Below are 23,606 nucleotides of genomic sequence, written 5' to 3' on the forward strand. Positions count from 1 at the left end.
AACCTCATAAAAAACAAAAATGAATATAAGCTTTAAATTAAAACTACTGGCAATATCGGCGCTCGTTCCTTTGACGCTGTCCGCGCAAACTGCTAAAACATCTGATAGAGCGCTGCCGCTTGACCCGGCAGTACGTACCGGAAAATTGCCTAACGGCTTTACTTATTACATTCGTCATAACGAAGAACCTAAAAACAGGGTGACATTTTACCTGGCCAATAAAGTAGGTTCGATATTGGAAACAGAGGAGCAGCGTGGTCTTGCCCATTTTTTGGAGCATATGAGTTTTAACGGAACCAAACATTATCCTAAAAATAAATTGGTTGATTATCTGCAAAAATCAGGTGTCAGGTTTGGCGCCGACTTGAACGCCTACACCAATTTTGATGAAACAGTATATCAGTTGCCTATACCGTCAGATAAGCCGGAACTGGTGCAGGGCGGATTACAGATCATGCGCGACTGGGCGCAGGACGCTACACTGGATCCTTTGGAGATGGATAAAGAACGCGGTGTAGTACTCGAAGAAAAGCGCCTTCGCAAAGGCGCGGGCGAACGTATGCGGGAAGTGTATTTTCCTGTTATTTTGAACCAGTCACGTTATGCAGGCAGGTTGCCTATCGGCGTGGATACGGTATTGAACAATTTCAGACCCGAAACACTTAAAAGTTTTTATCGGGATTGGTACAGGCCCAATCTTCAGGCGCTGATCGTAGTGGGTGATATCAATGTAGATGAGATTGAAAAAAGCATCAAAGCCAAATTCGGCGACCTTAAAAACCCTGTAAAAGAGAAGCCGCGTACTGTTTATACGGTTCCGCTTAAGGGAGCAAACCATTTCATTTCAGTGACGGATAAGGAAAACAGGGCTACCTTTGCCGAAATAATGATCAAGCATCCGGAACAAAAAATAAGGACCGCCGCCGATTACCGTAATATGATCATCCGCTCCCTGTTTAACGATATGCTTAGCGACCGATACGAAGAAGTAACCAGGCAAGCTGATCCACCTTATATTTCCGGCGGTGGAAGTATTACTAATTTTCTAAACAGCCTGGATGTCTATTCTGCCCGTGTGACGGTCAAGCCCGGTCAACTCGAAAAAGGCTTGAAGGCCGTATGGCGCGAAACGGTCAGGGTTAAAAAATTTGGTTTTACCGAAACGGAACTGGAAAGGGCTAAAAAGAACTATCTGAATATTTTAGAATTTAGTTTAAAAGAAAAAGATAAGACTGCTTCAGCCCGCTATGTTGGTGAGTATCTCCAATACTTTTTGAAAGGTACTGCTGCACCTGGAATCACTGAAGAGTACAGGCTGACACAAAAGGATATGTTGACCATCAGTGTACAAGACATTAATGCGGTTTCCAGGGCAATTGTTAAATCCAGGGACCGTGATATTTTAATTACGGCGCCTGAATCTGAAAAAGTGGGTTTACCAAACCAAAGTACCGTAGAAGACTGGCTTGCCCAGGTAGAAGCAGAACCGTTGCAGCCTTATAAAGATGAAACGAGCAAGCTTCCTTTACTAGCGCGGGAGCCTGTGCCGGGCAAAACCGTTAAGCTGGAGACTGACGAGGTGATACACACGACAACATTAACGCTAAGCAATGGCGTCAAAGTAGTACTAAAGCCTACGGATTTTCAAAACAACCAGATCATACTCAGTGGTTTTGCACCCGGTGGAAGTTCTTTATATAGCGGCGCCGATATACAATCTGCAAAATATGCCGCTACTATTGCATCTTTAGGCGGTTTGGGCAACTATACCGTAGGCGAGCTTAGGAAATGCCTTGCGGACAAACAAGCCGGCGTAGGCGTAACGATCAGCGAAAATTATCAATCGATGGGCGGTGGATCGGCCACAAAAGATGCTGAAACGATGCTGAAACTGGTATATGCCAATTTTACGGAACCCCGTATGGACAAGGTCATGTTTGATGGCTTTATCAATCGCAATAAAGCCGCCCTTGCCAACCGGTCCAACGATCCGAACGTTGTTTTTGCAGATACGGCGATTGCAGTTTTGAATCAGGGCAATATCCGCCGGACTAGTCCTTCAGCTGCAACTTTTGATCAGATCGATCCAAACCGGTCCCTGGAGATCTACAGGGAACGTTTTTCAGACGCATCTAATTTTACTTTCGTTATTACGGGAAGCTTTAATATTGATGAGCTCAAACCCCTGCTGGAAAAATATCTGGGCGGGCTGCCATCTACTTTTAAAAGCGAAAGCTACAAGGATCTGGACATACACCCACCTGCTGGAGTGATCGAAAAAACGGTTTATAAAGGGACCGAGCTTAAGTCCCAGGCTAACCTGATCTTTACGGGAACTTTCGACTATAGCGATGGCGAGCAAATTCAATTAGATGCTTTAAAAGAAGTACTGCAGATCAGGCTAACAGAGCGTTTGCGTGAAAACGAAAGTGGTGTCTATAGTCCTCGTGTAGGCCAATCTGTAAGTAAATATCCTCAAGCCCGTTATAATTTTTCCGTTTCGTTTGGCTGTAACCCGCAGAATGTTGAAAAATTAATAGCCTCTGCATTGGATGAGATCGCCAAAATAAAGACTTCAGGGCCACTGCAAGTCAATGTTGATAAATACAAAGCTGAGGTTCAGCGTACGCAGGAAACCAACCTGAAATCAAACAATTGGTGGCTTGATTATTTGGTCGCCAGCTTGCAAAACCATGATGACCTGCACAGCCTGAATAATTATGACCTGGAGTTATCAAAGGTTACCCCTGAAAGTATAAAGGCCATAGCAAACAAATATTTGAGCGGAAAGAATTATATCCGCCTGGTTTTAATGCCGGAGCAAGCTGCTGCCGGTAAATAAGAAATGAATACAGCTGCCCTGGATGGGGCGACTGTATTTTTTATTTTCCCTGATTCACATTGCTACTGAAAAAATATATAAACTTGCCATAACTTATTATTAACTTTAATAGGAGGGATTCATAAAAACGATGGCTGCTTATAGCTCTTATACCGATCAGGAACTGGTTGCTTTTATGAAGAACGGCCCTCATGGGCCGATATATGGTAAGGTTGACAATTTGGTCACTTATAGGCTGTTGAATAAGGATGTGCTAAGAATGGTGGGGAAAATAATAGAGCGCCTTCTGTAAAACAGCTGGCCTGCAGGCAGCAGATGGGGGTGGTCATTAGTTTTCTGAAGCCGATCGTTGGTTTTATTAATGTGGGTTTTAAGGTGGAGGCGGCCAGGGCTAGTATGTATGCGCACAACATGGCGGTTTCTTATAATAAAAAGTTTGCTTTACAGGAGATGTATCCTGATGTATCGATCGATTTTAGCAAGGTTTTAGTGGTGCAGGGTGGTTTGCCGGTTGCTGTTAATGCGGCTGTTTCAATGGTGGCGGAGGGGCTGCGGTATAACTGGGCTACGGGTTCATGGATGGATTTTCCGGAAAGGAGACATATTGCGATGATCATGGCTTATTTTCCTGAGCTGGGAAGGGCCGCTTATTGTATGAATGGGGCGACACGGTATGAGGGCACTGATGTGTTGTATCTGCCTGATGATTTGAAAAATGCGTATATGGAAACGTATTTGTCATTTATGGAGGTGGGAAGTAATGAGGTAGCGGATAGTGTGTATCTGGGCAGGTGGCCGATGTTGTAGGTGCCTCTTGCGCAGGATGGTGCAGGTTGCCACATCAAGATAATTGGTACAAATTGCCTGGATCGAAACAGAGAATGCCCCTTATTCAGGTTTACAGAACAAAAAATACCATCACCAATATGACAGAGAGATTTATTTTTCAAATAACGACTTTATTATTTGCCATACTTTTGCCATCGGTTTGCCTGGGGCAGCAGAAAAAAATGGCCGGCCGGAAAGAACCTAAGATTGTCAATATTGTCAATTTTATCCGCGACATTGAACCGCGTGAAGCGCATGTGACCAGGGATGTGCTTTATCAAACGGTAGTTAAGCAGATAGAACTTATGAACAGGTATCATCTGGGTGGTACCTTTTTGCTGCAGTATGATGCGCTGATAGACCCGCGATATCAGGAATTGCTAAAAACACTGCCTAAAGGCGAATTTGAAATCGGAGCGTGGTGGGAACTTCCCCAGCAGTTAATTGAAAAATCGGGCATCAGATGGCGTGGTAAATATTCCTGGGACTGGCATTCGGATGTCGGTTTTTCCGTAGGGTATACTCCGCAGGAAAGGGAAAAGATCATCGATACGTATTTCGCTGATTTTAAAAAGGTATTTGGCTATTATCCGAAGTCTGTAGCTTCATGGGTCATTGATGGGCATTCACTAAGCTACATGTATGATAAATATAAGATTGTGGCTTCTGCGAACTGCAAGGATCAAGTGGGAACGGATGGTTTTACGCTTTGGGGCGGATACTGGAACCAGGCTTATTATCCGAGCCGGGTCAACGCTTATATGCCTGCTCAACATGCTGAAAAGCAGCTGCCGGTTCCGGTATTCCGGATGCTGGGCAGTGATCCGGTCAGGCAATATGCGGATGGCCGGTCAGTGACGACACTTGAACCGGTATATCCTCATGCCGGGGGCAACGAAAAATGGATCAATTGGTTCCTGCAAAGTTTTTCCAGCGATCCTTCGCTTGGCTTTAATTATACCCAGGCTGGTCAGGAAAATTCTTTTACCTGGCAAAACATGAGTAAAGGCCTGGAGATTCAATTTCCGATCATCGCCAAACTTAAAGAACAGGGTGATGTGCGGGTGGAAACCATGTCGCAATCGGGAGAGTGGTTCAAAAAAACATATAAGGTCACGCCTGCAACGTCTTTCACCGTCACTAAAGATTTGGGTGACAGCGATGCACAGACCATTTGGTATAACAGTCGTTTTTACCGGGTTAATTTGATGTGGGAAAAAGGCAGCATGATGATTCGCGATATTCATTTTTTCAATGAATCTATAGCTGATAAGTACATGAAAGAGGTGACTACCATCAATCAAAGCTTCTTTTATACGTTGCCGGTAGTGGACGGGTTTAACTGGGGCAAAACCGAAAAAACAGCGGGATTGAAATTGATGGTTTCGGCAAATGGTACTGAGCAACCGGTTTTGGGAGGGAAAGCAACCTTTGAGAATTCAGGAAAGCATACTGCCAAAGTTTTCTGGACCTCTGATGCGGGAAATTTCACGATAGAGCTGAAAGAAAGTGAGCTGACGATCGACTGCAAAAACGAGACAAATGGCGGTTGGTTTTTGGATCTGAATGTGGCTGATGCGGCTAAAACGCCTCTGAAAAATGTCGGTGATAAGAGCATTGATTACGAATTTGACGGTCATAGCTACAAAATGAATGCTTTGAAAGGCTCATTTGAGAAGCCGGTAAATGGCGCCTTGTACCGGATCAGACCGGAAGGTCAGCGCATCGTTTTGAAAATGTCCGATCAGCAGGTTCCCTGATCAATGGAGCCCTGAGGGAATGGCAGCTTCTAGGATAAATTCACCTGCCAGGAGATGCCGAACTGATCTGCAACCCATCCGAATTTTTGACTGAAGCCATAGTTGTCCAGCGGCATCATCACACGGCCACCTTCCTGCAGTTTTGAAAAGAGCATTTGAAGTTCGTCCTCATCTTTGCAGTCGACCCAGTTTGAAATGGCGGGAGTGAAATCCCAGTTGTGTTTAACGAAGCTGTCACTGCAAATGAATTCCTTCCCGTTCAGCTCAAATCTGGCGATCATAACTGAGCCTTCTGGTCCGGGGCCTTCTTTTCCGTACCTTCTGATATCGATAATTTTTGAGTTGCTGAATAAAGTGATGTAAAAGTTCATGGCCTGCTCTGCGTTGTTTTGCTGGAAGGTCAAAAATGTTGTGATTTGTGTTTTCATAATTATATCTGTTGTTGATGATCTGTTGAATTTATTTTCGCTTTTTTCTTTAATATCAGTCCGCTGATCAGGGCCACCACCAGGCCGACAGGCAGTACTTCCGAATAGGTGATCAAGATCACGAATAAGGGATTTTTGTACATTTCTTTAAGGTTTTGAAGCTCCTGGGTTTTTAGGGGCAGGTCCGAAGGTGCACATTGCCGGAGTACGCAGGTTGTGTATACGTCGATAAAGTCCGGGACGAACAGGTAGTAGTAAAAGAGCCAGACAACAACATAGACCGTTGCGGCTGTGAAAGCAATAAGGGCACCTGTTTTAAAAGCTTTTCCAAATGATAACTGATTGCCGGGCTGCTTGCTCCGGTAATTTCTTACGCCAAAGAAAACGAGGGAAAATATGAGGACCATTGTGGCATATCCGACAAGGTCGTTGCTTTTATGGGTGACATTGCTATAGATCATTTGTACCATCGCCACCATATTTATTACCAGGACGGCTCCGATGATCAATCCAAAAATCCAGACTGTTTTTTTCATGTGCTATTTTTTTAAAACTGCTCCAAAACTAAAACAGGGAAGTGAAAATTCCATCATACTTTAGTACCAAAAACAGGATTTTGGCAGTTTGGTACTAAAGTATGCAGCTTGATTACTTGATGATCCCCAGTCTTTTGGCTTTGTCTACAGCTTGGGTCCTGCTTTTCACATCCATTTTTGAAAAAAGATTGGATACATGGCTTTTGATGGTGCTCACTGAGAGGAATAAGGTTTTGGCGATGTCTGCATTGCTGTAACCTGATGATAAAAGTTGTAGTACTTCAAATTCCCGGCGGTTCAAATGGAGTTTTTGTAATTCAGTTTCATTTAGAAAAAAACTTTCCGGCACTTTTTTTTCTATCACTATGGTCTGGACTTTTGGTGTCAGGACCTGAGTGGCGACCCATACGCCCAATGCGGTAAATAATAGTGCGACAAGTCCGATGTATATCTCAATGGCATTGTCCAGGATAAAAAATCTCCACTGCAGCCATTTGAGTACGAAGGTCAAAACCGCTAAAATTATTCCGTATAAAAGAATGTGTTTAAAGTCGTTCCATCTGTTCATGGGGATGCTGCAGTTAATGGGTTCGTGTTGTTGTTTGCAACAAAAATACGAAAATGATTAAATTGACCGGATCCTGTTCTATAAAGGATTATCCTGCAGGAAATTTAGCTCCTAAGGCTGCAGGCCTAGTATTCTTTGGGTTTTCGGGTCTTTTTCGCCATCGAAAAACTGATCCAGAACTTGTTGAAATACCGGGTCGGCATTGGGTACTGCGGCAAACAAAGTCATGCAGGAACGCAATTTAAGGTCATCAGGACTCCCGAAAATCTCATAGGCGCTACGGTCCTGGTGGCGGAGCAGTTCTTTGGAAATTTTAACCAGCCTTGGCCCAAGGACAGGATGCATCAAATAGTTCGCAGCTTCTTTAAGGTCTTTGATGGCGTAAAACTTTGCAGCCTCCGAAGAGCCAAGGCCCTGGATCTGAGGGAATATGTACCACATCCAGTGGGTCTGTTTCCTGCCATAGCTGATCTCAGTTAATGCTGTCGGGAAATCCCGTTCTTGTGCTGTTGTGTAACGATCTAAGCTTTGTTTTTCCATGTTTTCTGTAGTATCCGTGATGCGCTCTTTTGGAGAGCTTGTGATAGCATAACCGCAATTACTGGATTTGGTTTTGGAAATTTAATACCCCATATAATACTTTTTCCTGAACCAGAAGGCCAGGTTGACCAGGGCAATGAGTGCAGGTACTTCAACCAGCGGGCCGATGACTCCTGCAAATGCCTGCCCGGAGTTGATGCCAAATACACCAATTGCAACGGCTATGGCGAGCTCAAAATTATTACCGGTAGCGGTGAATGCTATAGAGGTACTCCTTGAATAGTCCGCGCCAAAGTATTTGCCTGCAAAGAAACTGACCACAAACATAATGGAGAAATAGATCACCAATGGGATTGCTATCCGAACTACGTCCATTGGTATTTGTACGATCAGGTTGCCCTTCAGGCTGAACATGATGACAATGGTAAAGAGCAGTGCAATCAATGTTATCGGGGATATAAAGGGGATGAACTTGTTCTGGAACCAGCCTTCTCCTTTCAGCTTGATTAAGGTATACCTGCTGATGATGCCCATTGCAAACGGAAGCCCTAAGTATATGCCCACACTTTTGGCGATTTCTGCTATTGTGATGTTTACCTCAAGGCTTTTCAGGCCAAAGAACGGGGGCAATACTGTGATGAAAATATAAGCAAATACGCTGTACAGTAATACCTGGAATATGCTGTTCAATGCAATCAGGCCCGCTGCATATTCGCGGTTGCCCTCTGCGAGTTCGTTCCATACCACTACCATTGCGATACATCGTGCCAGACCGATCAGGATTAGCCCAACCATATATTCAGGATAGTCTCTTAAAAAGGTTATGGCTAAAAAGAACATCAGGAGCGGGCCGATCACCCAATTCAGGATCAGGGAGATACCGAGTACTTTAGTGTCTTTAAATACTTCGCTCATTTTCTCGTACCTCACTTTTGCAAGTGACGGGTACATCATCAATATAAGACCGATGGCTAAAGGAATGTTGGTTGTTCCGCTGGAAAAGGAATTGATGAAGCCGGAGGACGAGGGGATCAAATAGCCTAAGCCTACGCCCACGGCCATGGCTATAAAGATCCACAAGGTGAGATACCGGTCAAGAAAGCTTAGCTTTTTTCGTTCAGCTGCCGGGGCACAATTGTTTGCGCTCATTATTGGTTTTTGATATGCTGGCTTACAAAATCAGCTGAATAGGCTTTGATCATGTCCCGTACTCTTGTGAATTCGTTGATGATCTCTTCAGGTGTTCCTGTAGCTTTTGCCGGATCCGGGAAGTTGTAGTGAAAGCGTTCTACGTTTCCGGGAAAGAAAGGGCAGGCTTCATTTGCATTGTCGCAGACGGTGATTACTGCATCGAAATCGATCCCGGCGTATTCATCGACATTGTTTGAAGTATGCCCTGAAATGTCAATGTGATCTTCGGCCATGACCTGAATGGCTTTTGGATTGACCCCGTGGGTTTCGATTCCGGCGCTGTAAATTTCTGCCTGGTCTCCGGCGAAATGTCTTAAATAACCTTCTGCCAGCTGGCTTCTGCAACTGTTTCCTGTACAGAGTACTAGTATTTTTTTCATCTTTAAGTTTTAATCTTGTCCTGTTATTTTACTTCTTCTTTCCATCATCACGGTATCCCGCCAAAGTCCGTCCATCTTCCCGATCTTTTCTCTGTAACCTATTTTGCGGAATCCAAGCTTTTCATGCAAGGCAATACTCGCAATGTTCTCGGGGAAAATGCCTGATTGCAACGTCCATATATTGTTTGTCTCACTTTCAGTAATGAGTTTTTGCAGTAATGCCGTGCCAGCTCCTTTGCCCCGATAATCTTCGTGTACGTAAACACTGACCTCTGTTACACCAGCATACACGCATCTTGATGAAACAGGGGACAGTGCGGCCCAACCGGCAACAGCACCGTCAATTATCGCAACATATCTCAGTTCGGGAAGGTGTCCCTTATCCCATTCTTCCCAGCTTGGCGCCTCTGTTTGAAAGGTTGCCTGTTTGGTAGCAATTCCATGCAGATAGATGGTTTTTACATCATCCGAGTGTGCAGGGAGTAATTTGATGATTTCCATATTTTCGTTTAGCAGCAGCTGGAGCCTGGTTCACAAGTTTGCCCTGCGCCTGCCAGGTTTACCATTTGCAGTTTTGGTTTTTGTACAGTTTCTGTTTTGGCAGCTGGCGCGCAGCATTCTTCGCCTGAATCGGTTGTACCACAACTACCACCACGTCCTACAGCTTTACATTGCGTAAAATCAGGAATCAGGTTGACGATCAGGTTGTCACCGTCGATGATAAATTCACCGGGGTACATCTGCCTGGTATCGAACTGAGAGTTCCCAAATTCTATTTTAACTGTGCCAAGCGGGTTTAAGGGCAATGATTTTTCAACAGTTCTTACGATAGATAGCGCTTTACTGACCTGCATTGCCATGCCTTCGTCCTGATGGGAGGGCTCCCAAAGCTGTACAATGATCTCTGTCCAGGTATTCATCTTGCCGCCGCAGTCAACAGATACGATAGGTGCCTGTTTGATCTCGGTGATGTGATAGGAGGCATCGACCCATTTGTCTTCTGCATATTGGAACTGCAGGGTGAGGTCATGGTTTTGCTCCAGGGTGGTTTTAAATGTCTGCCAGGTGGTAAATTCTGTAGTATTCATAATATTGCAATTTAACGATTGATGTAAATAAAAAAAGGTTAGCAGCAGGACGTTTCTCCTTTATAGGATCCCAAAAAAGTGCCTAGCTGTTCTTCCAGTAATTTCCAGGTTTTGGGGTTGATGCAGTAACAAACGCTGACGCCTTCTATAGTTCCTTGTATGATTCCTGCATTTTTAAGTTCTTTCAGGTGTTGTGAAATGGTCGCTTGTGCCAGTCCCAATTCACCAACAAGATCTCCGCAGATGCAAGTGTTGGATAGGATAATCCTTTGCAGGATGGCAATGCGGGCAGGGTGGGCCATCGCCTTCAATAAGGTCGACAACTGGTTCTGCTCTTCTGTGAAAATTTCTGTCTTTGTAAGTCCCATAGCTTTATATTGCAATATTACGATTAATATTTTAAAATACCTAAAACAATATATTTTTATTTGGGTTCTGATAGAGCACCTGATCTATACTGAACTATGAAAAAAAAATCTCCTAAAACCGGTACTGAAGCAGCGATCGATAAGAAGCTTGTACCTCAGCCTGAAAATGCGAAAACTGAAAAATTGAAAGTACATACTGCCGACAGCAGTGAAGAGTCGATGACCACGAATCACGGTGTGAAGATCAATGACGATCAAAATTCATTGAAAGCCGGGGAACGTGGCGCGACGCTGCTTGAGGATTTTATCCTGAGAGAAAAAATCACCCATTTTGACCATGAGCGTATTCCTGAGCGCATTGTGCACGCCCGTGGGTCGGGTGCGCATGGGGTTTTTAAACTCTATGAATCGCAGTCAAAGTTTACCAAAGCACATTTTCTGAACGATACAGAGACGGAAACCCCGGTTTTTGTACGGTTCTCGACTGTTGCGGGTTCCAGGGGATCTACGGATCTGGCCAGGGATGTGAGGGGCTTTGCGGTAAAATTTTATACACAGGAAGGAAACTTTGATCTTGTCGGTAACAATATGCCTGTCTTCTTTATACAGGATGCGATGAAGTTTCCTGATCTGGTCCATGCAGTGAAACCTGAGCCCGACAATGAGATCCCGCAGGCGGCTTCAGCGCACGATACTTTTTGGGATTTTATTTCCATGATGCCGGAGTCTGCCCATATGATCATGTGGCTGATGAGTGACCGTGCCATACCGAGGAGTTACCGGATGATGGAGGGTTTTGGAGTTCATACCTTCCGGCTTATCAATGATAAAGGTGATGCGTCTTTTGTGAAGTTTCATTGGAAGCCACTGTTGGGCGTACATTCTGTTGCCTGGGATGAGGCGCAGAACATCTCGGGAAAAGATCCTGATTTTCACAGAAGAGACCTGTGGGATGCTATTGAGGCCGGTGCGTTTCCGGAGTGGGAATTGGGTGTTCAGATCGTGCCGGAAGCCGATGAGTTTAAGTTTGAATTTGATCTGCTTGATCCGACTAAAATAATTCCTGAGGAACTGGTGCCGGTGCAGCGTATCGGAAAAATGACGCTCAACCACAATCCTGATAATTTCTTTGCGGAAACGGAGCAGGTGGCTTTCCATGTGGGCCATATTGTGCCGGGTATAGATTTTACCAATGATCCGCTGTTGCAGGGAAGGTTGTTTTCTTATACGGATACTCAGCTGATCCGTTTGGGCGGGCCAAATTTCCATGAGATCCCGATCAACAGACCTGTGGTGCCTGTTCACAACAACCAGAGGGATGGTTTTATGCGACAAACGATCAACAGGGGTAAAACGAGTTATGGGCCAAATGGCCTTGGCAACAATGATCCGCAACAGGTCAAGGCTACTGATGGCGGGTTTACGAGCTATACGGAGCGGGTTGATGCGAAAAAAGTGCGGGCAAGGAGTAAAAGTTTCTTTGACCATTTCAGCCAGGCCAGGCTCTTTTACAACAGTCAGTCTGCTCCTGAGAAAAATCATTTGATAGATGCGTTCAGCTTTGAGCTGGGTAAAGTTAAGACAGTAGCGATTCGTCAGCGGATGATTGGCATACTCTCGCTGATTGACCGGAAACTGGCTACGGAGGTGGCTTTTGGGTTGGGACTTGTTGTTCCTGAGAAGCCGGAACTGCCAGTCAACAAAAGCATCCCGGCAGACGGTAATCCTGCTGATTTTGAGCCTTTACAGGTGGAAAGCAAATTGAAATCTTCTGCCGCGCTGAGCATGGCCAATACAGTGAAGGACACGATTAAATCACGAAAAATAGCCATACTTGCTGCGGATGGTGTAGACGGGAAATCTCTGAATGCTGTGAAGGCTGCGCTTGAGGCTGAAGGGGCGATTGCGGAAGTAATCGCGCCGAGATTGGGCTCGATCGTTGCTGCGGGCAAGGAAAAGATACCGGTTGACCAGAGTTTTTTGACAGCTGCTTCGGTATTGTTTGATGCGGTTTATGTTCCGGGTGGGGAGGCTAGTGTCAAGGCGGTAGCTGCGGAGGCCAATGCGGTACATTTCCTGAACGAGGCTTTCAAGCATTGCAAGGCGATAGCTGCTGATCAGGGTGCGAAAGCTGTACTGGATGCCACTTATTTTGGTTCAGCTAAGCAGCCGGGGCTTTTGATTGGCGATGCCAACAAACTTGCTGCGGAATTTATTGCGGCTATTGCAAGGCATCGTGTATGGGAACGGGAACCGGCCAGAAAGGTACCGGCTTAAGGCAATTAAGTCGCTGGCTTTTATTGGTCGCCGGCTGATGTAATTGAAATCTAATGTAATTGTAAAAATCAGAAGCCCCGCGATGTCAATCAGCGGGGCTTTCTTATGTATTAGATAGGTATATAGGGCCGGTTAATTGACGATGTTGTTATCCAGGATGTTTATGGCTTCGGTATTGCCCTGCTGTGCGGCAAGGTCATATACATCGAGCCCGCGGACGTCGAGCAAATGCTTGTCTGCCCCTGCTGCCAAAAGCAGCTTGAGCAAGTCGTGTCTGCCAAACATGGCCGCAAACATCAGGGCTGTGCCTCCATTTCCGTGCTGGATATCGGTATGTGCACCTTTGTCGATCAATAACTGCGCGATGTCGGCATATCCTTTGAATGCCACACCCATCAGTGCGGTATTTCCTCCGTTGTCCTGAGCGTTCACATCTGCTCCGTTTTCCAGCAGCAGCTCTGCGGCTTTATACTGGTTGTTGTAACAGGCGATAATGAGTGGGGTATAGCCTTTCGCATCGCGGACATTGACGTCGGCATTTTGGCGGATGAGTTCCTGCAGGACTTCCAGATTTCCCAGCCTGGAAGCATGGATGATGATTTGAGCAATATCGGTCATAATGGTATAACAATCTGCATTTGGGAAATGTTTACCGTTCAGATAGATTTTTCAGCCTCTGTTAGTAATACTGGATGATCTCGGCCTCGATGATCAAATGACCTTTAGATTTGCTATGGGTAAAGATGAGGAACTTTTCCCGGTCAGGTTTGATTTTGTATTTTTTGGTGAGGTTTTCTGCTTTGTCGGGATAGTTCCTGACGATCACATTGCCGGTTAACTCTTTTTGTTTTTTGAGCGCTGCGGCCGAAATGAAGCTGCTGATCCTGAAGATCCTGCCTGGAAAGGTAGGGTTTATGGCTTCGCTAAAATACAACTGCGTCTGGCGGTCCAGTTTCGTGAGGTTGTATTTGTCTCCGATCAGGTCAAATGCACCGCTTTTCATCAGTGCGGCATCCGGCTCGTAAAGATAGGGGGGTGTACTGATTTGCGGTGCAGAGGTGTCTTCCTTTGTAATGTCTCCATTGTCATTCCTGTAAAAGCTGAACTGCTTCACCACGTCATTGAGGGTTACTGCTGCGATTTTTATCTGATGATCTTTTGGTTTATCCTTTTCTATGATCCAGAGGAGTTCTTTGACTTCGTTTCTGACGCTCAGGATATGGATTTCAGCGACATTGGAAAGTTCTTTCAGTCCTGCGCTAATGTCGAGCAAGGGAGCGGTCTTAATGATGACGCGTTTGGCTTTGGAGAGCATCAGGTCAAGGTTGCTGACCACATCGGGTGTGCAATCTTTGAGCATGAAGACTTTGCCACTGCTGCTCCGTCTGGCGGGGTCGATATAAATGGTATCGAAGGTTTGATCTGTGGCGGAAAGGTACCCAAGACCATCGCCTTGCAGAAACTGTATGTTGGTCTGCCCGAATACTCCTGCGTTGTGGGCTGCTATTTCTGACAGATCGTCATTGATCTCGCAATGGGTTACTGCACTTGCGGATTTGGCAAAATAATGACTGTCCACACCAAATCCGCCTGTAAGGTCTATTAAAGGGCTGGTTAAGGCTAGACTGGATTTGTACTGTGCGGTGGCTTCTGAGGAGCATTGTTCCACAGATAAGAGGGAAGGGTAGTAGATCCCTTTCTGCCGGAACCAGGAGGGCAGTTTCTTCATGCATTTGCTCTTCGCGGCAATCTGGCCGGCGAGGTCTGCTGCGGAAACATCCGGGAACGGGCTTTTGGCCATGGCGATTTTATGCACATCGGCAGTCAGGTGACTGTTGATGTATTCCTGGACATCGCTATCTGTGATCCGCTTGTTCACACCACTTTATCCCTCATTACGATCTGGCAGGTATGCCTGCTTTTTACTTCCAGAATGATGTTTTTATTGACTGTTACCCGGTCTATAGTTTGCTGGTTATAATACCTGATGGTCACCAGTTCCAGTCCGGTATTGTATTTTACCTTGTAATGGACGGACAGATCGGCAATGAGTGCCTCCAGCTTTGCCGGATCATGGTCAAAACTTACCGAAAAGCTGATCGCAGAATTGAGCATGGTGTTGATCTTGACCTTATGCTTGTGGAAAAGGCTGAAGATGTCACTCAGGTTTTCTTCTATGATGAATGAAAAATCCTTCGGAAATATAGAGATCAGCGCCTGGTTCACTTTAAAGATGAAGGAGGGGACAGGCAGGTGGTTGTTTAAACCTGTGATGTCTGTACCCGGGGCGTCCGGCTGTAAAAAGGAGCGTACATACAGCGGGATGTTTTTGTTCTGAATGGGTTTGATCGTTTTTGGATGGATGATCGTTGCACCGTAATAAGCCAGTTCTATCGCGTCGTGATAAGAAAGCTGCGGAATTCGCTGGGTCTCGTCAAACCATTTGGGGTCTGCATTGAGCACTCCGGGTACGTCTTTCCAGATGGTCAGGGCATCTGCCTGCAGGCAGGCGGCAAATATAGCGGCGGAATAGTCGGAGCCGTCCCTGCCCAGGGTGGTGGTAAAGTTTTCGCTGGTACTGCCGATGAAGCCCTGTGTGACCCCGATGCTCTTCTCGAGCACAGGTACCAGGTGTTTTTGGATTTCCTGTTCGGTTTTCTCCCAGTTTACCTTGCCTTCTTTATAGGTATTGTCGGTGTGAATGAAATTGCGGGCATCGATCCATTTGACATTGCAGCCCATTTCGCTCAGATATGCGCTGACGATTTTAGTGGATACAAGTTCGCCGATGGATACGATCTGGTCGTACACATAATCCGGTGCGTCATCAGGTGCGTCTTCCAGAAGCCAGTCGATCTCCACAAAGGTATTGGCCACGTCATCGTAAACGGGATTGCTGTGGTCCGGAAGCAGGTCGTTCAGGATATGGAAATGAAATTGTTTGATCTCTTCGAAGATCTGTTGCGTGTTTTCCCCGCCATATTGATAGGTCTTGCAGAGCTCTTCCAGTTTATCGGTGATCTTGCCCATTGCAGAGATCACGATGAGCAGTTCCGCTCCGGGCTGGTTTAATAGGATTGAGGTCAGATTTCTAACGCCATCGGCATCTTTTACCGATGCGCCGCCAAACTTAAATACCTGCATTTAATTGGATGGACTAAGTAAAGAATTCGGTTTAGCAATGCCTTTGAGGGCAGAAAATGGGATCAGCAGTTCAGTCGTGCCAAATACATAGGCCTTGATTTCATAGGGGTTATAAAGAAATTTCAGGCCTTCTGTTGTGACTGTAAAGTTATGATTGAGGCTGAAGATGTTGTTTTCAAAGAAATAACCGTCTTTTAAACTAGCTTCAGGGCTTAGTTTTTCATTCTTCCTGAAGATCTCTTCGGCTACGGCAGTCAGTTTAGGCATTGTGCCGGGAAGCAGCAGCGAATCCAGCAGGATCTCCTGCTTGCTGGTGGTGTTGTAGTTATGATAGGTATAAACTGTGTTGGGATGTGCCCCGCCCATATAGCTCACAAATCTGCTTTTCACAGACAAATAGCCTGGCTTTTGAGCAGCTACTTCGTTCCTGATTTCCAGGAACCAGGTTTGCGGACTGTCTTTTTCTGTTTTTTGGAAATCGTCAAAGCCTTTGATGAAATCAGCAGCATAGGCCTGGTAAGAGGTGTAGTTCTTGCCGGAATCTGCAGTAAGCATGACTTTTTTCAATATAAAGTCATTGACGTCTTCGTCTGCAAACACGGGATAGGAAATCACTGCTTTTGAGGTGTCTGTGGTGTTCTTGTCCCTGGACAGCGGGTTTTTACTGTATACCTTTACGGAGTCGTAGCTGTAGGTCAGTGTATCAGCTGCACCGGACAGGGTGGTGTCTGTAGCATCTGTCGTTTTTTTCTCACTCTGACAAGCCATGAAGCTGATCAGCAGCACAAATAGTCCTGTTTTTCTCATGTTAGTTTGCAATTTGCGCTGTTAAATTCTCGATTTGTTCTTTCGAAAAAGAGGCATTGAGCCAGCCGGGCTCTATACCGGCGGCATATTTGTTGTAAAAGTTGATGGCTGGCTCGTTCCAGTCGAGTACTTGCCATACCATGCCATTGTAATTGCCTTCCCTGGCTTCCTGCACTACCTTTTCAAAAAGGATTTTGCCGATGCCTTTTCCGCGGTAATCTTCGGTGACCAGGAAATCCTCCAGGTACAGGCGGCAGCCTTTCCAGGTCGAGTAACGTGTATAGTAGAGGGCGAAACCTACAATAATGTTATCATCTGTAGCCACAAAGGCCTTCCAGACAGGATTTGTACCAAAGCCGGCATCTTCAAATTCTTGTAAGGTAACGGTAACTTCTTCAGGAGCTTTCTCATAAACGGCAAGCTCATTGATCAGTTCAAGTATCCGCGGGCAGTCTGCTTTTTCAGCAATTCTTATATTGAGGTCCATTGTTATTGTGCTTTGTAATGTTTGATCACTCTTTTACCAAAAATACTGCTTCCTATCCTCACCATGGTGCTTCCCGCTTCGATGGCGAGCTTGTAATCTCCGGACATACCCATTGACACTTCTTTGAAGGCGTCGTCTTTTCTGAAGAAGCTCATTTTTATACCGTCAAAGAATACTTTTAATTCAGTAAACTCGTCAACGGTCTGCTTTTCAGTTGCGTTGTTACTGGCTATACCCATCAGTCCGGTAATGCGGATGTTCTTCAGCCCGGCAAATTCTTCCGACCGGAGCAGTTCTATGGCTTCATCAAATCCCAGACCAAATTTCGTGTCTTCATCGGCGATATAGATCTGCAGCAGGCAATCGATCACCCGGTTGTGTTTTGCAGCTTGTTTGTTGATCTCGGCCAGTAGTTTTAAACTGTCTACAGATTCGATCATGCTGATGAATGGTGCTATGTATTTTACTTTGTTGGTCTGCAAGTGGCCGATTAGGTGCCACTGGATATCTTGCGGTAACTGTGCCTGTTTTTCAACGAGTTCCTGCACCAGGTTCTCGCCAAATACGCGGTGTCCGGCATTGTAAGCTTCCAGCACAGCGTCGGCCTGCTGAAATTTGGATACGGCCACCAATTGCACGCCATCGCTTTCTATTTCCTTTTTATATTTTAATAAGTTCCCGGCTATACTCATTTATCAGTATTTTTGGTAAAAATAAGAACCTTGGCGAACTTTGGCTAAGAAATAATGATGTTTTAGATTCTAATGAAGAACTTTATATATATAGCGTTTTCCTTTTTATTGATGATTGGCTGCAAGCCGGGCATTCCCAAAGACCTGATCCAGCCAGATAAGATGGCTCTGGTTCTGCACGACATTCATGTTTTTGACGGTTACATTAACGTCATTACCCATAGCGATACCGCTAAGATGGTTGCAGCGAGTTACTATAAAGGCATTTATAAAAAATTTGGTATTGATTCTGCGCTTTATGCGAGGAGTCTGGCGTATTATAGTAAAAATCCGAAGGTAATGACAGAGATTTATGATCAGGTGGTGAGCCGGCTGGATAAAGAAAAGAAGGCATTTGTAAGGGCAGACTCCCTGGCGAATGTGAAAATACTCAAGACGCAAAAGGCAAAGATGAAGGCAGATTCGCTGAAGCTCAAAAACGATTCAATAAAAAAGTCTGACTCCCTTAAATTCGCCAGGGAACAGAAAAAATTCTTGCGGCAAATGGATTCTCTTAAAAATGCGAGGTTGTCGCCGGCAGAACGTCTGAAATCAAAGGAACGGATTAGAAAAGCGTTTGATTCACTTAGGCTGGTCAGGAAAAAGGATTCGATTAGAAAAGCGAAACAGGTTAAAGCAACCACAAAAGTTAACTCAGTAAAAAAAGCTAAATCAGTAAAATAAGTATGTTGTATCCGGAGAATTGTTTGGAGCGGTTGGGTTTTAATGAGATAAAGCAACTTATTCATCAGCATTGCCTGAGCCCGATGGGCCAGCAGATGGTCGGCAAAATGCAGGTCATGACCAAGTTTGATCAGATCAATAAGTTTCTGAGACAGACCTACGAGTTTAAAAGTATCCTTCAAAACCAGGAGCCCCTGCAGATCAGTACATTTTTTGACATCAAGACCCTGGCCGAAAAGATCAGGGTAGAGGGGACTTATCTGGTAGAGGAGGAGCTGCACCAGATGTATGCTTCGTTGCAGACTGTCTTTTCTGTACTGAGGTTCTTTGATGAGCGCAAGGAGATCTACCCGAACCTGGAGGCTTTGTTTGAGCACTTGCCGGTAGAAAAGAACATCCTCAAAAAAATAGAGGCGGTGCTGGACCCGAAAGGGAAGATCAAACCCAATGCTTCTCCGTTGTTGCAGCAGATCATCGGTGATATCGCTAAAGGCGAGCAGGATGTGCGCAAGCGCATGGACTCGATCTACAAACAGGCAGTAGCCAGCAATTGGGTGGCCGATGGCAGTCTAACGATACGTGACGGCAGGATGTGCATCCCGGTGCTCGCCGAAAACAAAAGAAAACTAAGGGGATTTGTACATGATGAGTCCGCCAGCGGGCAAACGGTCTACATCGAACCGGAGGAGGTTTTTGCTTTAAACAACAAGCTGCGCGACCTGGAGTTTGACAAGCGCCGCGAGGTCATCAGGATTCTGATTGCACTGACCAATGATCTGAGACCTTATACGCCGCTATTGCTGTCTTATCATGGTTTCCTGACCAAACTTGATTTTGTACGGGCCAAGGCTTTGTTTGCGATTGATGTACAGGCAGATATGCCAGTGCTGCTCAATGAGCCTAAAACCAAACTGGTGAATGCGACGCATCCACTGCTGTATCTTTCTTTTAAGGAGGATGGCAAGACGGTAGTGCCTTTAAATGCACATCTAAATGAAAACCTGAGAATACTGGTGGTGTCGGGCCCTAATGCCGGCGGTAAGTCTGTGTGTATGAAAACCGTTGGCTTGCTGCAGGTCATGGTGCAATCGGGTCTGCTCATTCCTGTTCATGAGTCGAGCGAGGTGGGGGTTTTTGACCAGATTTTTGCCGACATCGGCGATGACCAGTCTATAGAGAGTGACCTGAGTACATATAGTGCGCATTTGACTAAGATGCGGTATTTTGTGGCACATGCCACGCCAAAATCACTGGTACTGATCGATGAGTTTGGTACGGGTACAGATCCGCAGTTTGGCGGGCCGATGGCAGAGGCTGTACTGGAGGTACTCAATAATAAAAAAGTCCGTGGGGTCATTACAACGCATTATTCCAATTTAAAGTTGTTTGCCGGCAATACACCCGGCTTGGAAAATGCTTCCATGTTGTTTGATAACGACCGCATGAAGCCGATGTACGTGCTGGAAATAGGCAAACCGGGCAGTTCTTATGCTTTTGAGATCGCCCAGAATATCGGCTTGCAGAAAGAAGTGCTCGAACTTGCAAGGGCAAAGACCGGAACCAATCAAAACAGGATCGATAGTTTGCTGGTCGATCTGGAACGTGAAAAGAAACAGATTCACGATACGAAGGTTCATTTGGCCAATCAGCAGAACAAGGTAAAGAACCTGGTTGCTGAGAATGAGAAGCTGAAGCTGTTTTTGGATGAGAATAAAAAAGTACTGATCAAAGAGGCCAAGCTAGAGGCCCAGAACATCATTAAAAATGCCAATAAGCTGGTGGAAAATACGATTGCGGAGATCAAGGAGACCAAAGCTGATAAGACAGTTGCGAAAGAGCTGCGGCAGAACCTGCAAAAACAACTGGTGCAGCATCAGGTGAAGGAGGAACCGGTAAAGGCTGAACCTGTTAAACCGGTGAATACGCCAATTGAGGTGGGTGACTGGGTGCAGCTGAACAACAGTGAGACGACAGGGCAGGTGCTGGAGATCAACAGGGATAACCTGGTGGTGGCGCTTGGTGACCTGCGTTCTGTGCTGAAAAAGAACCGGGTACAAAAGATCAGTAATAAACAGGCTAAAAAGGCGGTACAAAGTAATTCCTATACTGGCAGCATCTCTGAAGCGATCTCCAGTTTTAATGCCGAACTGGACCTTAGGGGCCAGCGGGGTGATGATGCGCTTTATGAACTGGAAAAATATCTGGACAAATCCCTGATGCTTGGTTTTCCTTTCATCAAGATCATTCATGGCAAGGGCGACGGTATTCTCCGGAAGCTGATCCGCGAATATTTAAAGAAATACAGCCAGGTGAACAGGGTGGAGGATGAGCATGCAGACCGCGGCGGTGACGGAATTTCCTATGTTTATTTCAATTAGGTAAACATATTTATTATCAGTATGTTATAAGGTAAAATGCTTGTCTTATGAAATCACTGGTCATGTTGCTTGCCGTACTGATGATCCCGGTACTGGCCTGCAAAAAGAATGCTAAAGATCCGGGTGAGGAACTGCCGGATGCGGACATTAAAACCCGTGTCCTGAGCAGTGGTCTTGCTCATGTGTGGGAAATGGTTTATGGCCCCGACCAGCAGATCTGGATCACCGAAAGATCGGGTAAGATTAGCAGGGTAAATCCCCAAACAGGGGCTGTTTCACTGGTTTACAGCATTCCTGATGTAGTTTCCAATGGCGAAGGCGGCTTACTGGGCATGGCATTGCATCCGCAGTTTGATACCAATCCCTGGGTATATGTGGTTTATAATTATGGCAGCCCTTACAAAGAAAAAGTGGTCAGGTTTACTTATAGTGGCGGTACGCTGGGGCCTCCGCTGATCATTCTGGACCAGATCCCTGCGGCCTCCATCCACAATGGTTCAAGGCTGCTGATCACTTCCGATCAAAAACTGCTGATCACAACCGGTGATGCGAGCACAGCCAGCAATGCGCAGAACCCCGGTTCTTTGTCGGGCAAGGTCTTAAGGGTCAACCTGGACGGTTCTGTTCCGGCCGATAATCCAATGGCGGGGAACAGGCTTTGGAGCCTGGGGCACAGGAATCCGCAAGGCTTGGTGGAGGCCAATGGCCGGATCTATTCTTCAGAACATGGGCCGAATAGTGACGATGAGATCAATGTGATCCTGAAAGGGCGAAATTACGGCTGGCCGAATGTGGAGGGATACTGCAATGAAACCGCCGAAAAAACATTCTGTACCGCCAATGATGTGGTTGAACCCCTCACTGCCTGGACACCGACGATAGCGACGGCAGGACTTAATTATTACAATTCCGATCACATTCCCCAGTGGAAAAACTCGCTGCTTCTGGTGACTTTGAAAGCATCCAGATTTATACAACTTAAACTGAACAGTTCCGGAGACCAGATTACCGGCACCAAGGACTATTTTGTAAATGAATTTGGCCGGTTAAGGGCCATCTGCCAGAGTCCGGACGGCAAAGTATATATTGCCAGTAGTAATAGTTCGAACGATAAAATTATAGAAATCACTAAATAAGTTGTGTTGGATGCCGGATATAGTATAATTTAGCAGCAAAACTTATTATCATGATAAACAAGGTTGTTTCCGGTGCTGATGAAGCCATTAAGGACATAACAGATGGCAGTACGCTCATGCTGGGCGGTTTTGGCCTCTGCGGGATTCCTGAAAACTGCATTACCGCATTGGTAAAAAAAGGGGTCGGGCAACTGACCTGTATCTCTAACAATGCCGGTGTGGACGATTTTGGCATAGGGCTGATGCTGCAGCAGCGCCAGGTAAAAAAAATGATTTCTTCTTATGTTGGTGAGAATGCCGAGTTTGAGCGCCAGCTTTTGAGCGGCGAACTGGAAGTCGAACTGATTCCGCAGGGTACGCTGGCTACCAGGTGTATGGCTGCAGGATACGGTATGCCTGCCATTTATACACCGGCAGGAGTAGGTACTGAGGTCGCCGAAGGCAAAGAAGTGCGAAACTTTAATGGGAAAGATTACCTGATGGAATATGCTTTTGATGCGGATTTTGCCATTGTAAAGGCTTGGAAGGGCGATACAGCCGGTAACCTGGTCTACAGGTTTACCAGTCGCAATTTTAATCCGGTCATGGCCATGGCCGGCAAGGTAACCATTGCTGAGGTGGAGGAACTGGTCGAGGCCGGTGAACTTGATCCGGACCAGGTGCATACGCCAGGTGTGTATGTGCACCGCATATTTCAGGGCTCAGGCTATGAAAAGAGAATTGAACAAAGGACTGTTAGAACTAAAAGCTGACCGGCATGCTGGATAAGAACGGAATTGCGAAACGTATCGCAAAAGAGATAAAAGACGGGTATTACGTAAATTTAGGGATTGGTATTCCTACGCTGGTTGCCAATTACATTCCCGAAGGGGTCAATGTGGTGCTGCAGTCCGAAAACGGTTTATTGGGCATGGGCCCGTTTCCTTTTGAAGGAGAAGAGGATCCTGACCTGATCAATGCGGGTAAACAAACCATCACGACTTTGCCGGGTTCTTCGATATTTGATTCTGCAATGAGTTTTGGTATGATCAGGAGCCAGAAAATAGACCTGACAATTTTGGGTGCTATGGAGGTGTCTGAAAATGGTGACATTGCCAATTGGAAGATTCCGGGAAAAATGGTAAAGGGGATGGGAGGTGCGATGGATTTGGTGGCTTCTGCCAGGAACATCATTGTGGCCATGCAGCATGTGAACAAAGCAGGGGAGAGCAAATTGCTGCCAGCCTGTACCTTGCCGCTCACCGGAGTGCGGTGCATCAGGAAGATCGTGACAGAGCTGGCCGTATTTGATGTATTGCAGGAAGGCGGTTTTAAACTGATAGAGCGGGCACCGGGTGTGAGTGTGGATTACATCAGGAAGGCTACTTCAGGTAAGCTTTATGCCGATGACGATGCGCCGGAAATGGTGCTGGATTAACCCGGAATCCGCTGGT

25 protein-coding genes are annotated in these 23,606 nt (G+C 45.9%); 10 read left to right on the forward strand and 15 right to left on the reverse strand.

Annotated features, from left to right (window positions below):
• Nucleotides 1-19 precede the first annotated feature (19 nt).
• The 4 genes from QEP08_RS09820 (at nt 20) to QEP08_RS09835 (ending at nt 5,430) form a co-directional block, all read left to right on the forward strand.
• Complete coding sequence (locus tag QEP08_RS09820) at nt 20-2,842, forward strand: M16 family metallopeptidase (RefSeq protein ID WP_285057548.1); 2,823 nt, start codon at nt 20-22, stop codon at nt 2,840-2,842.
• 130 nt (nt 2,843-2,972) lie between these two features.
• Nucleotides 2,973-3,134 carry a hypothetical protein gene (locus tag QEP08_RS09825; RefSeq protein ID WP_285057549.1) on the forward strand — a complete coding sequence of 54 codons (162 nt, stop codon included), beginning with the start codon at nt 2,973-2,975 and terminating at the stop codon, nt 3,132-3,134.
• A 5-nt stretch (nt 3,135-3,139) separates the two neighbouring features.
• The gene (locus tag QEP08_RS09830; RefSeq protein ID WP_285058362.1) at nt 3,140-3,649 is read left to right on the forward strand and encodes a DUF6266 family protein; all 510 of its coding nucleotides are present in this window, start codon (nt 3,140-3,142) and stop codon (nt 3,647-3,649) included.
• A gap of 119 nt (nt 3,650-3,768) precedes the next feature.
• Nucleotides 3,769-5,430 (forward strand): hypothetical protein, encoded by a 1,662-nt coding sequence (locus QEP08_RS09835; RefSeq protein ID WP_285057550.1) that lies wholly within the window; start codon nt 3,769-3,771, stop codon nt 5,428-5,430.
• Between the two features lie 29 nt (nt 5,431-5,459).
• Here QEP08_RS09835 and QEP08_RS09840 read toward each other — a convergent pair whose 3' ends face one another.
• The 9 genes from QEP08_RS09840 to QEP08_RS09880 all read right to left on the reverse strand — a co-directional run bounded on the left by QEP08_RS09840 (nt 5,460) and on the right by QEP08_RS09880 (nt 10,529).
• Complete coding sequence (locus QEP08_RS09840; RefSeq protein ID WP_285057551.1) at nt 5,460-5,858, reverse strand: VOC family protein; 399 nt, start codon at nt 5,856-5,858, stop codon at nt 5,460-5,462.
• Between the two features lie 2 nt (nt 5,859-5,860).
• Entirely contained in the window at nt 5,861-6,394 is a 534-nt protein-coding gene (locus QEP08_RS09845) for a DUF4199 domain-containing protein (protein ID WP_285057552.1), read from the reverse strand.
• Nucleotides 6,395-6,506: 112 nt separating this feature from the next.
• Nucleotides 6,507-6,962 (reverse strand): response regulator transcription factor, encoded by a 456-nt coding sequence (locus QEP08_RS09850; RefSeq protein WP_285057553.1) that lies wholly within the window; start codon nt 6,960-6,962, stop codon nt 6,507-6,509.
• 111 nt (nt 6,963-7,073) lie between these two features.
• Complete coding sequence (locus QEP08_RS09855; RefSeq protein ID WP_285057554.1) at nt 7,074-7,502, reverse strand: DUF1810 domain-containing protein; 429 nt, start codon at nt 7,500-7,502, stop codon at nt 7,074-7,076.
• 81 nt (nt 7,503-7,583) lie between these two features.
• Nucleotides 7,584-8,651, reverse strand: a complete 1,068-nt coding sequence (gene arsB / locus QEP08_RS09860) for an ACR3 family arsenite efflux transporter (RefSeq protein ID WP_285057555.1) — start codon at nt 8,649-8,651, stop codon at nt 7,584-7,586.
• Complete coding sequence (locus QEP08_RS09865; protein WP_285057556.1) at nt 8,651-9,073, reverse strand: arsenate reductase ArsC; 423 nt, start codon at nt 9,071-9,073, stop codon at nt 8,651-8,653. The genes arsB and QEP08_RS09865 overlap by 1 nt, the downstream gene beginning before the upstream one ends.
• Nucleotides 9,074-9,082: 9 nt before the next feature.
• Nucleotides 9,083-9,574: a GNAT family N-acetyltransferase gene (locus tag QEP08_RS09870; protein ID WP_285057557.1), complete on the reverse strand. Its 492-nt coding sequence runs from the start codon at nt 9,572-9,574 to the stop codon at nt 9,083-9,085.
• Nucleotides 9,575-9,582: 8 nt separating this feature from the next.
• On the reverse strand, nt 9,583-10,161 hold the full coding sequence (locus QEP08_RS09875) for a DUF6428 family protein (RefSeq protein WP_285057558.1): 579 nt from the start codon (nt 10,159-10,161) through the stop codon (nt 9,583-9,585).
• Between the two features lie 38 nt (nt 10,162-10,199).
• Nucleotides 10,200-10,529: an ArsR/SmtB family transcription factor gene (locus QEP08_RS09880; RefSeq protein WP_285057559.1), complete on the reverse strand. Its 330-nt coding sequence runs from the start codon at nt 10,527-10,529 to the stop codon at nt 10,200-10,202.
• Nucleotides 10,530-10,625: 96 nt separating this feature from the next.
• On the opposite strand from QEP08_RS09880, the gene katE reads away from it, so the two are divergent.
• Complete coding sequence (katE, locus tag QEP08_RS09885) at nt 10,626-12,806, forward strand: catalase HPII (protein ID WP_285057560.1); 2,181 nt, start codon at nt 10,626-10,628, stop codon at nt 12,804-12,806.
• A gap of 132 nt (nt 12,807-12,938) precedes the next feature.
• Here the strand turns inward: katE and QEP08_RS09890 are convergent, their stop codons facing one another.
• The 6 genes from QEP08_RS09890 to QEP08_RS09915 all read right to left on the reverse strand — a co-directional run bounded on the left by QEP08_RS09890 (nt 12,939) and on the right by QEP08_RS09915 (nt 17,936).
• On the reverse strand, nt 12,939-13,424 hold the full coding sequence (locus tag QEP08_RS09890) for an ankyrin repeat domain-containing protein (protein WP_285057561.1): 486 nt from the start codon (nt 13,422-13,424) through the stop codon (nt 12,939-12,941).
• 61 nt (nt 13,425-13,485) lie between these two features.
• Nucleotides 13,486-14,685 (reverse strand): class I SAM-dependent methyltransferase, encoded by a 1,200-nt coding sequence (locus tag QEP08_RS09895; protein WP_285057562.1) that lies wholly within the window; start codon nt 14,683-14,685, stop codon nt 13,486-13,488.
• Nucleotides 14,682-15,950, reverse strand: coding sequence for an aspartate kinase (locus QEP08_RS09900; protein ID WP_285057563.1), 1,269 nt, complete (start codon nt 15,948-15,950; stop codon nt 14,682-14,684). Before QEP08_RS09900 ends, QEP08_RS09895 begins: the two co-directional genes overlap by 4 nt.
• Nucleotides 15,951-16,757 carry a DUF3298 and DUF4163 domain-containing protein gene (locus tag QEP08_RS09905; RefSeq protein WP_285057564.1) on the reverse strand — a complete coding sequence of 269 codons (807 nt, stop codon included), beginning with the start codon at nt 16,755-16,757 and terminating at the stop codon, nt 15,951-15,953. It lies immediately after the preceding gene.
• Nucleotide 16,758: 1 nt separating this feature from the next.
• On the reverse strand, nt 16,759-17,244 hold the full coding sequence (locus tag QEP08_RS09910; RefSeq protein ID WP_285057565.1) for a GNAT family N-acetyltransferase: 486 nt from the start codon (nt 17,242-17,244) through the stop codon (nt 16,759-16,761).
• Between the two features lie 2 nt (nt 17,245-17,246).
• Nucleotides 17,247-17,936, reverse strand: coding sequence for a YggS family pyridoxal phosphate-dependent enzyme (locus tag QEP08_RS09915; RefSeq protein WP_285057566.1), 690 nt, complete (start codon nt 17,934-17,936; stop codon nt 17,247-17,249).
• A 72-nt stretch (nt 17,937-18,008) separates the two neighbouring features.
• Here QEP08_RS09915 and QEP08_RS09920 point away from each other — a divergent pair, with 72 nt between their 5' ends.
• Genes QEP08_RS09920 through QEP08_RS09940 form a run of 5 tightly spaced genes read left to right on the forward strand, consistent with a single transcriptional unit; the run spans nt 18,009 to nt 23,590 of the window.
• On the forward strand, nt 18,009-18,659 hold the full coding sequence (locus QEP08_RS09920; protein WP_285057567.1) for a DUF4296 domain-containing protein: 651 nt from the start codon (nt 18,009-18,011) through the stop codon (nt 18,657-18,659).
• 2 nt (nt 18,660-18,661) lie between these two features.
• Nucleotides 18,662-21,037, forward strand: coding sequence for an endonuclease MutS2 (locus tag QEP08_RS09925; protein ID WP_285057568.1), 2,376 nt, complete (start codon nt 18,662-18,664; stop codon nt 21,035-21,037).
• A 47-nt stretch (nt 21,038-21,084) separates the two neighbouring features.
• Nucleotides 21,085-22,173 (forward strand): PQQ-dependent sugar dehydrogenase, encoded by a 1,089-nt coding sequence (locus tag QEP08_RS09930; protein ID WP_285057569.1) that lies wholly within the window; start codon nt 21,085-21,087, stop codon nt 22,171-22,173.
• A 50-nt stretch (nt 22,174-22,223) separates the two neighbouring features.
• A complete protein-coding gene (locus QEP08_RS09935; RefSeq protein WP_285057570.1) occupies nt 22,224-22,925 on the forward strand; it encodes a CoA transferase subunit A in 702 nt (233 codons plus the stop codon).
• A 5-nt stretch (nt 22,926-22,930) separates the two neighbouring features.
• Nucleotides 22,931-23,590 (forward strand): CoA transferase subunit B, encoded by a 660-nt coding sequence (locus QEP08_RS09940; RefSeq protein WP_285057571.1) that lies wholly within the window; start codon nt 22,931-22,933, stop codon nt 23,588-23,590.
• Nucleotides 23,591-23,606: the final 16 nt, after the last annotated feature.

The sequence above is a fragment of the Pedobacter ginsengisoli genome (assembly GCF_030244015.1).
GTDB classification, from domain to species: domain Bacteria; phylum Bacteroidota; class Bacteroidia; order Sphingobacteriales; family Sphingobacteriaceae; genus Pedobacter; species Pedobacter ginsengisoli.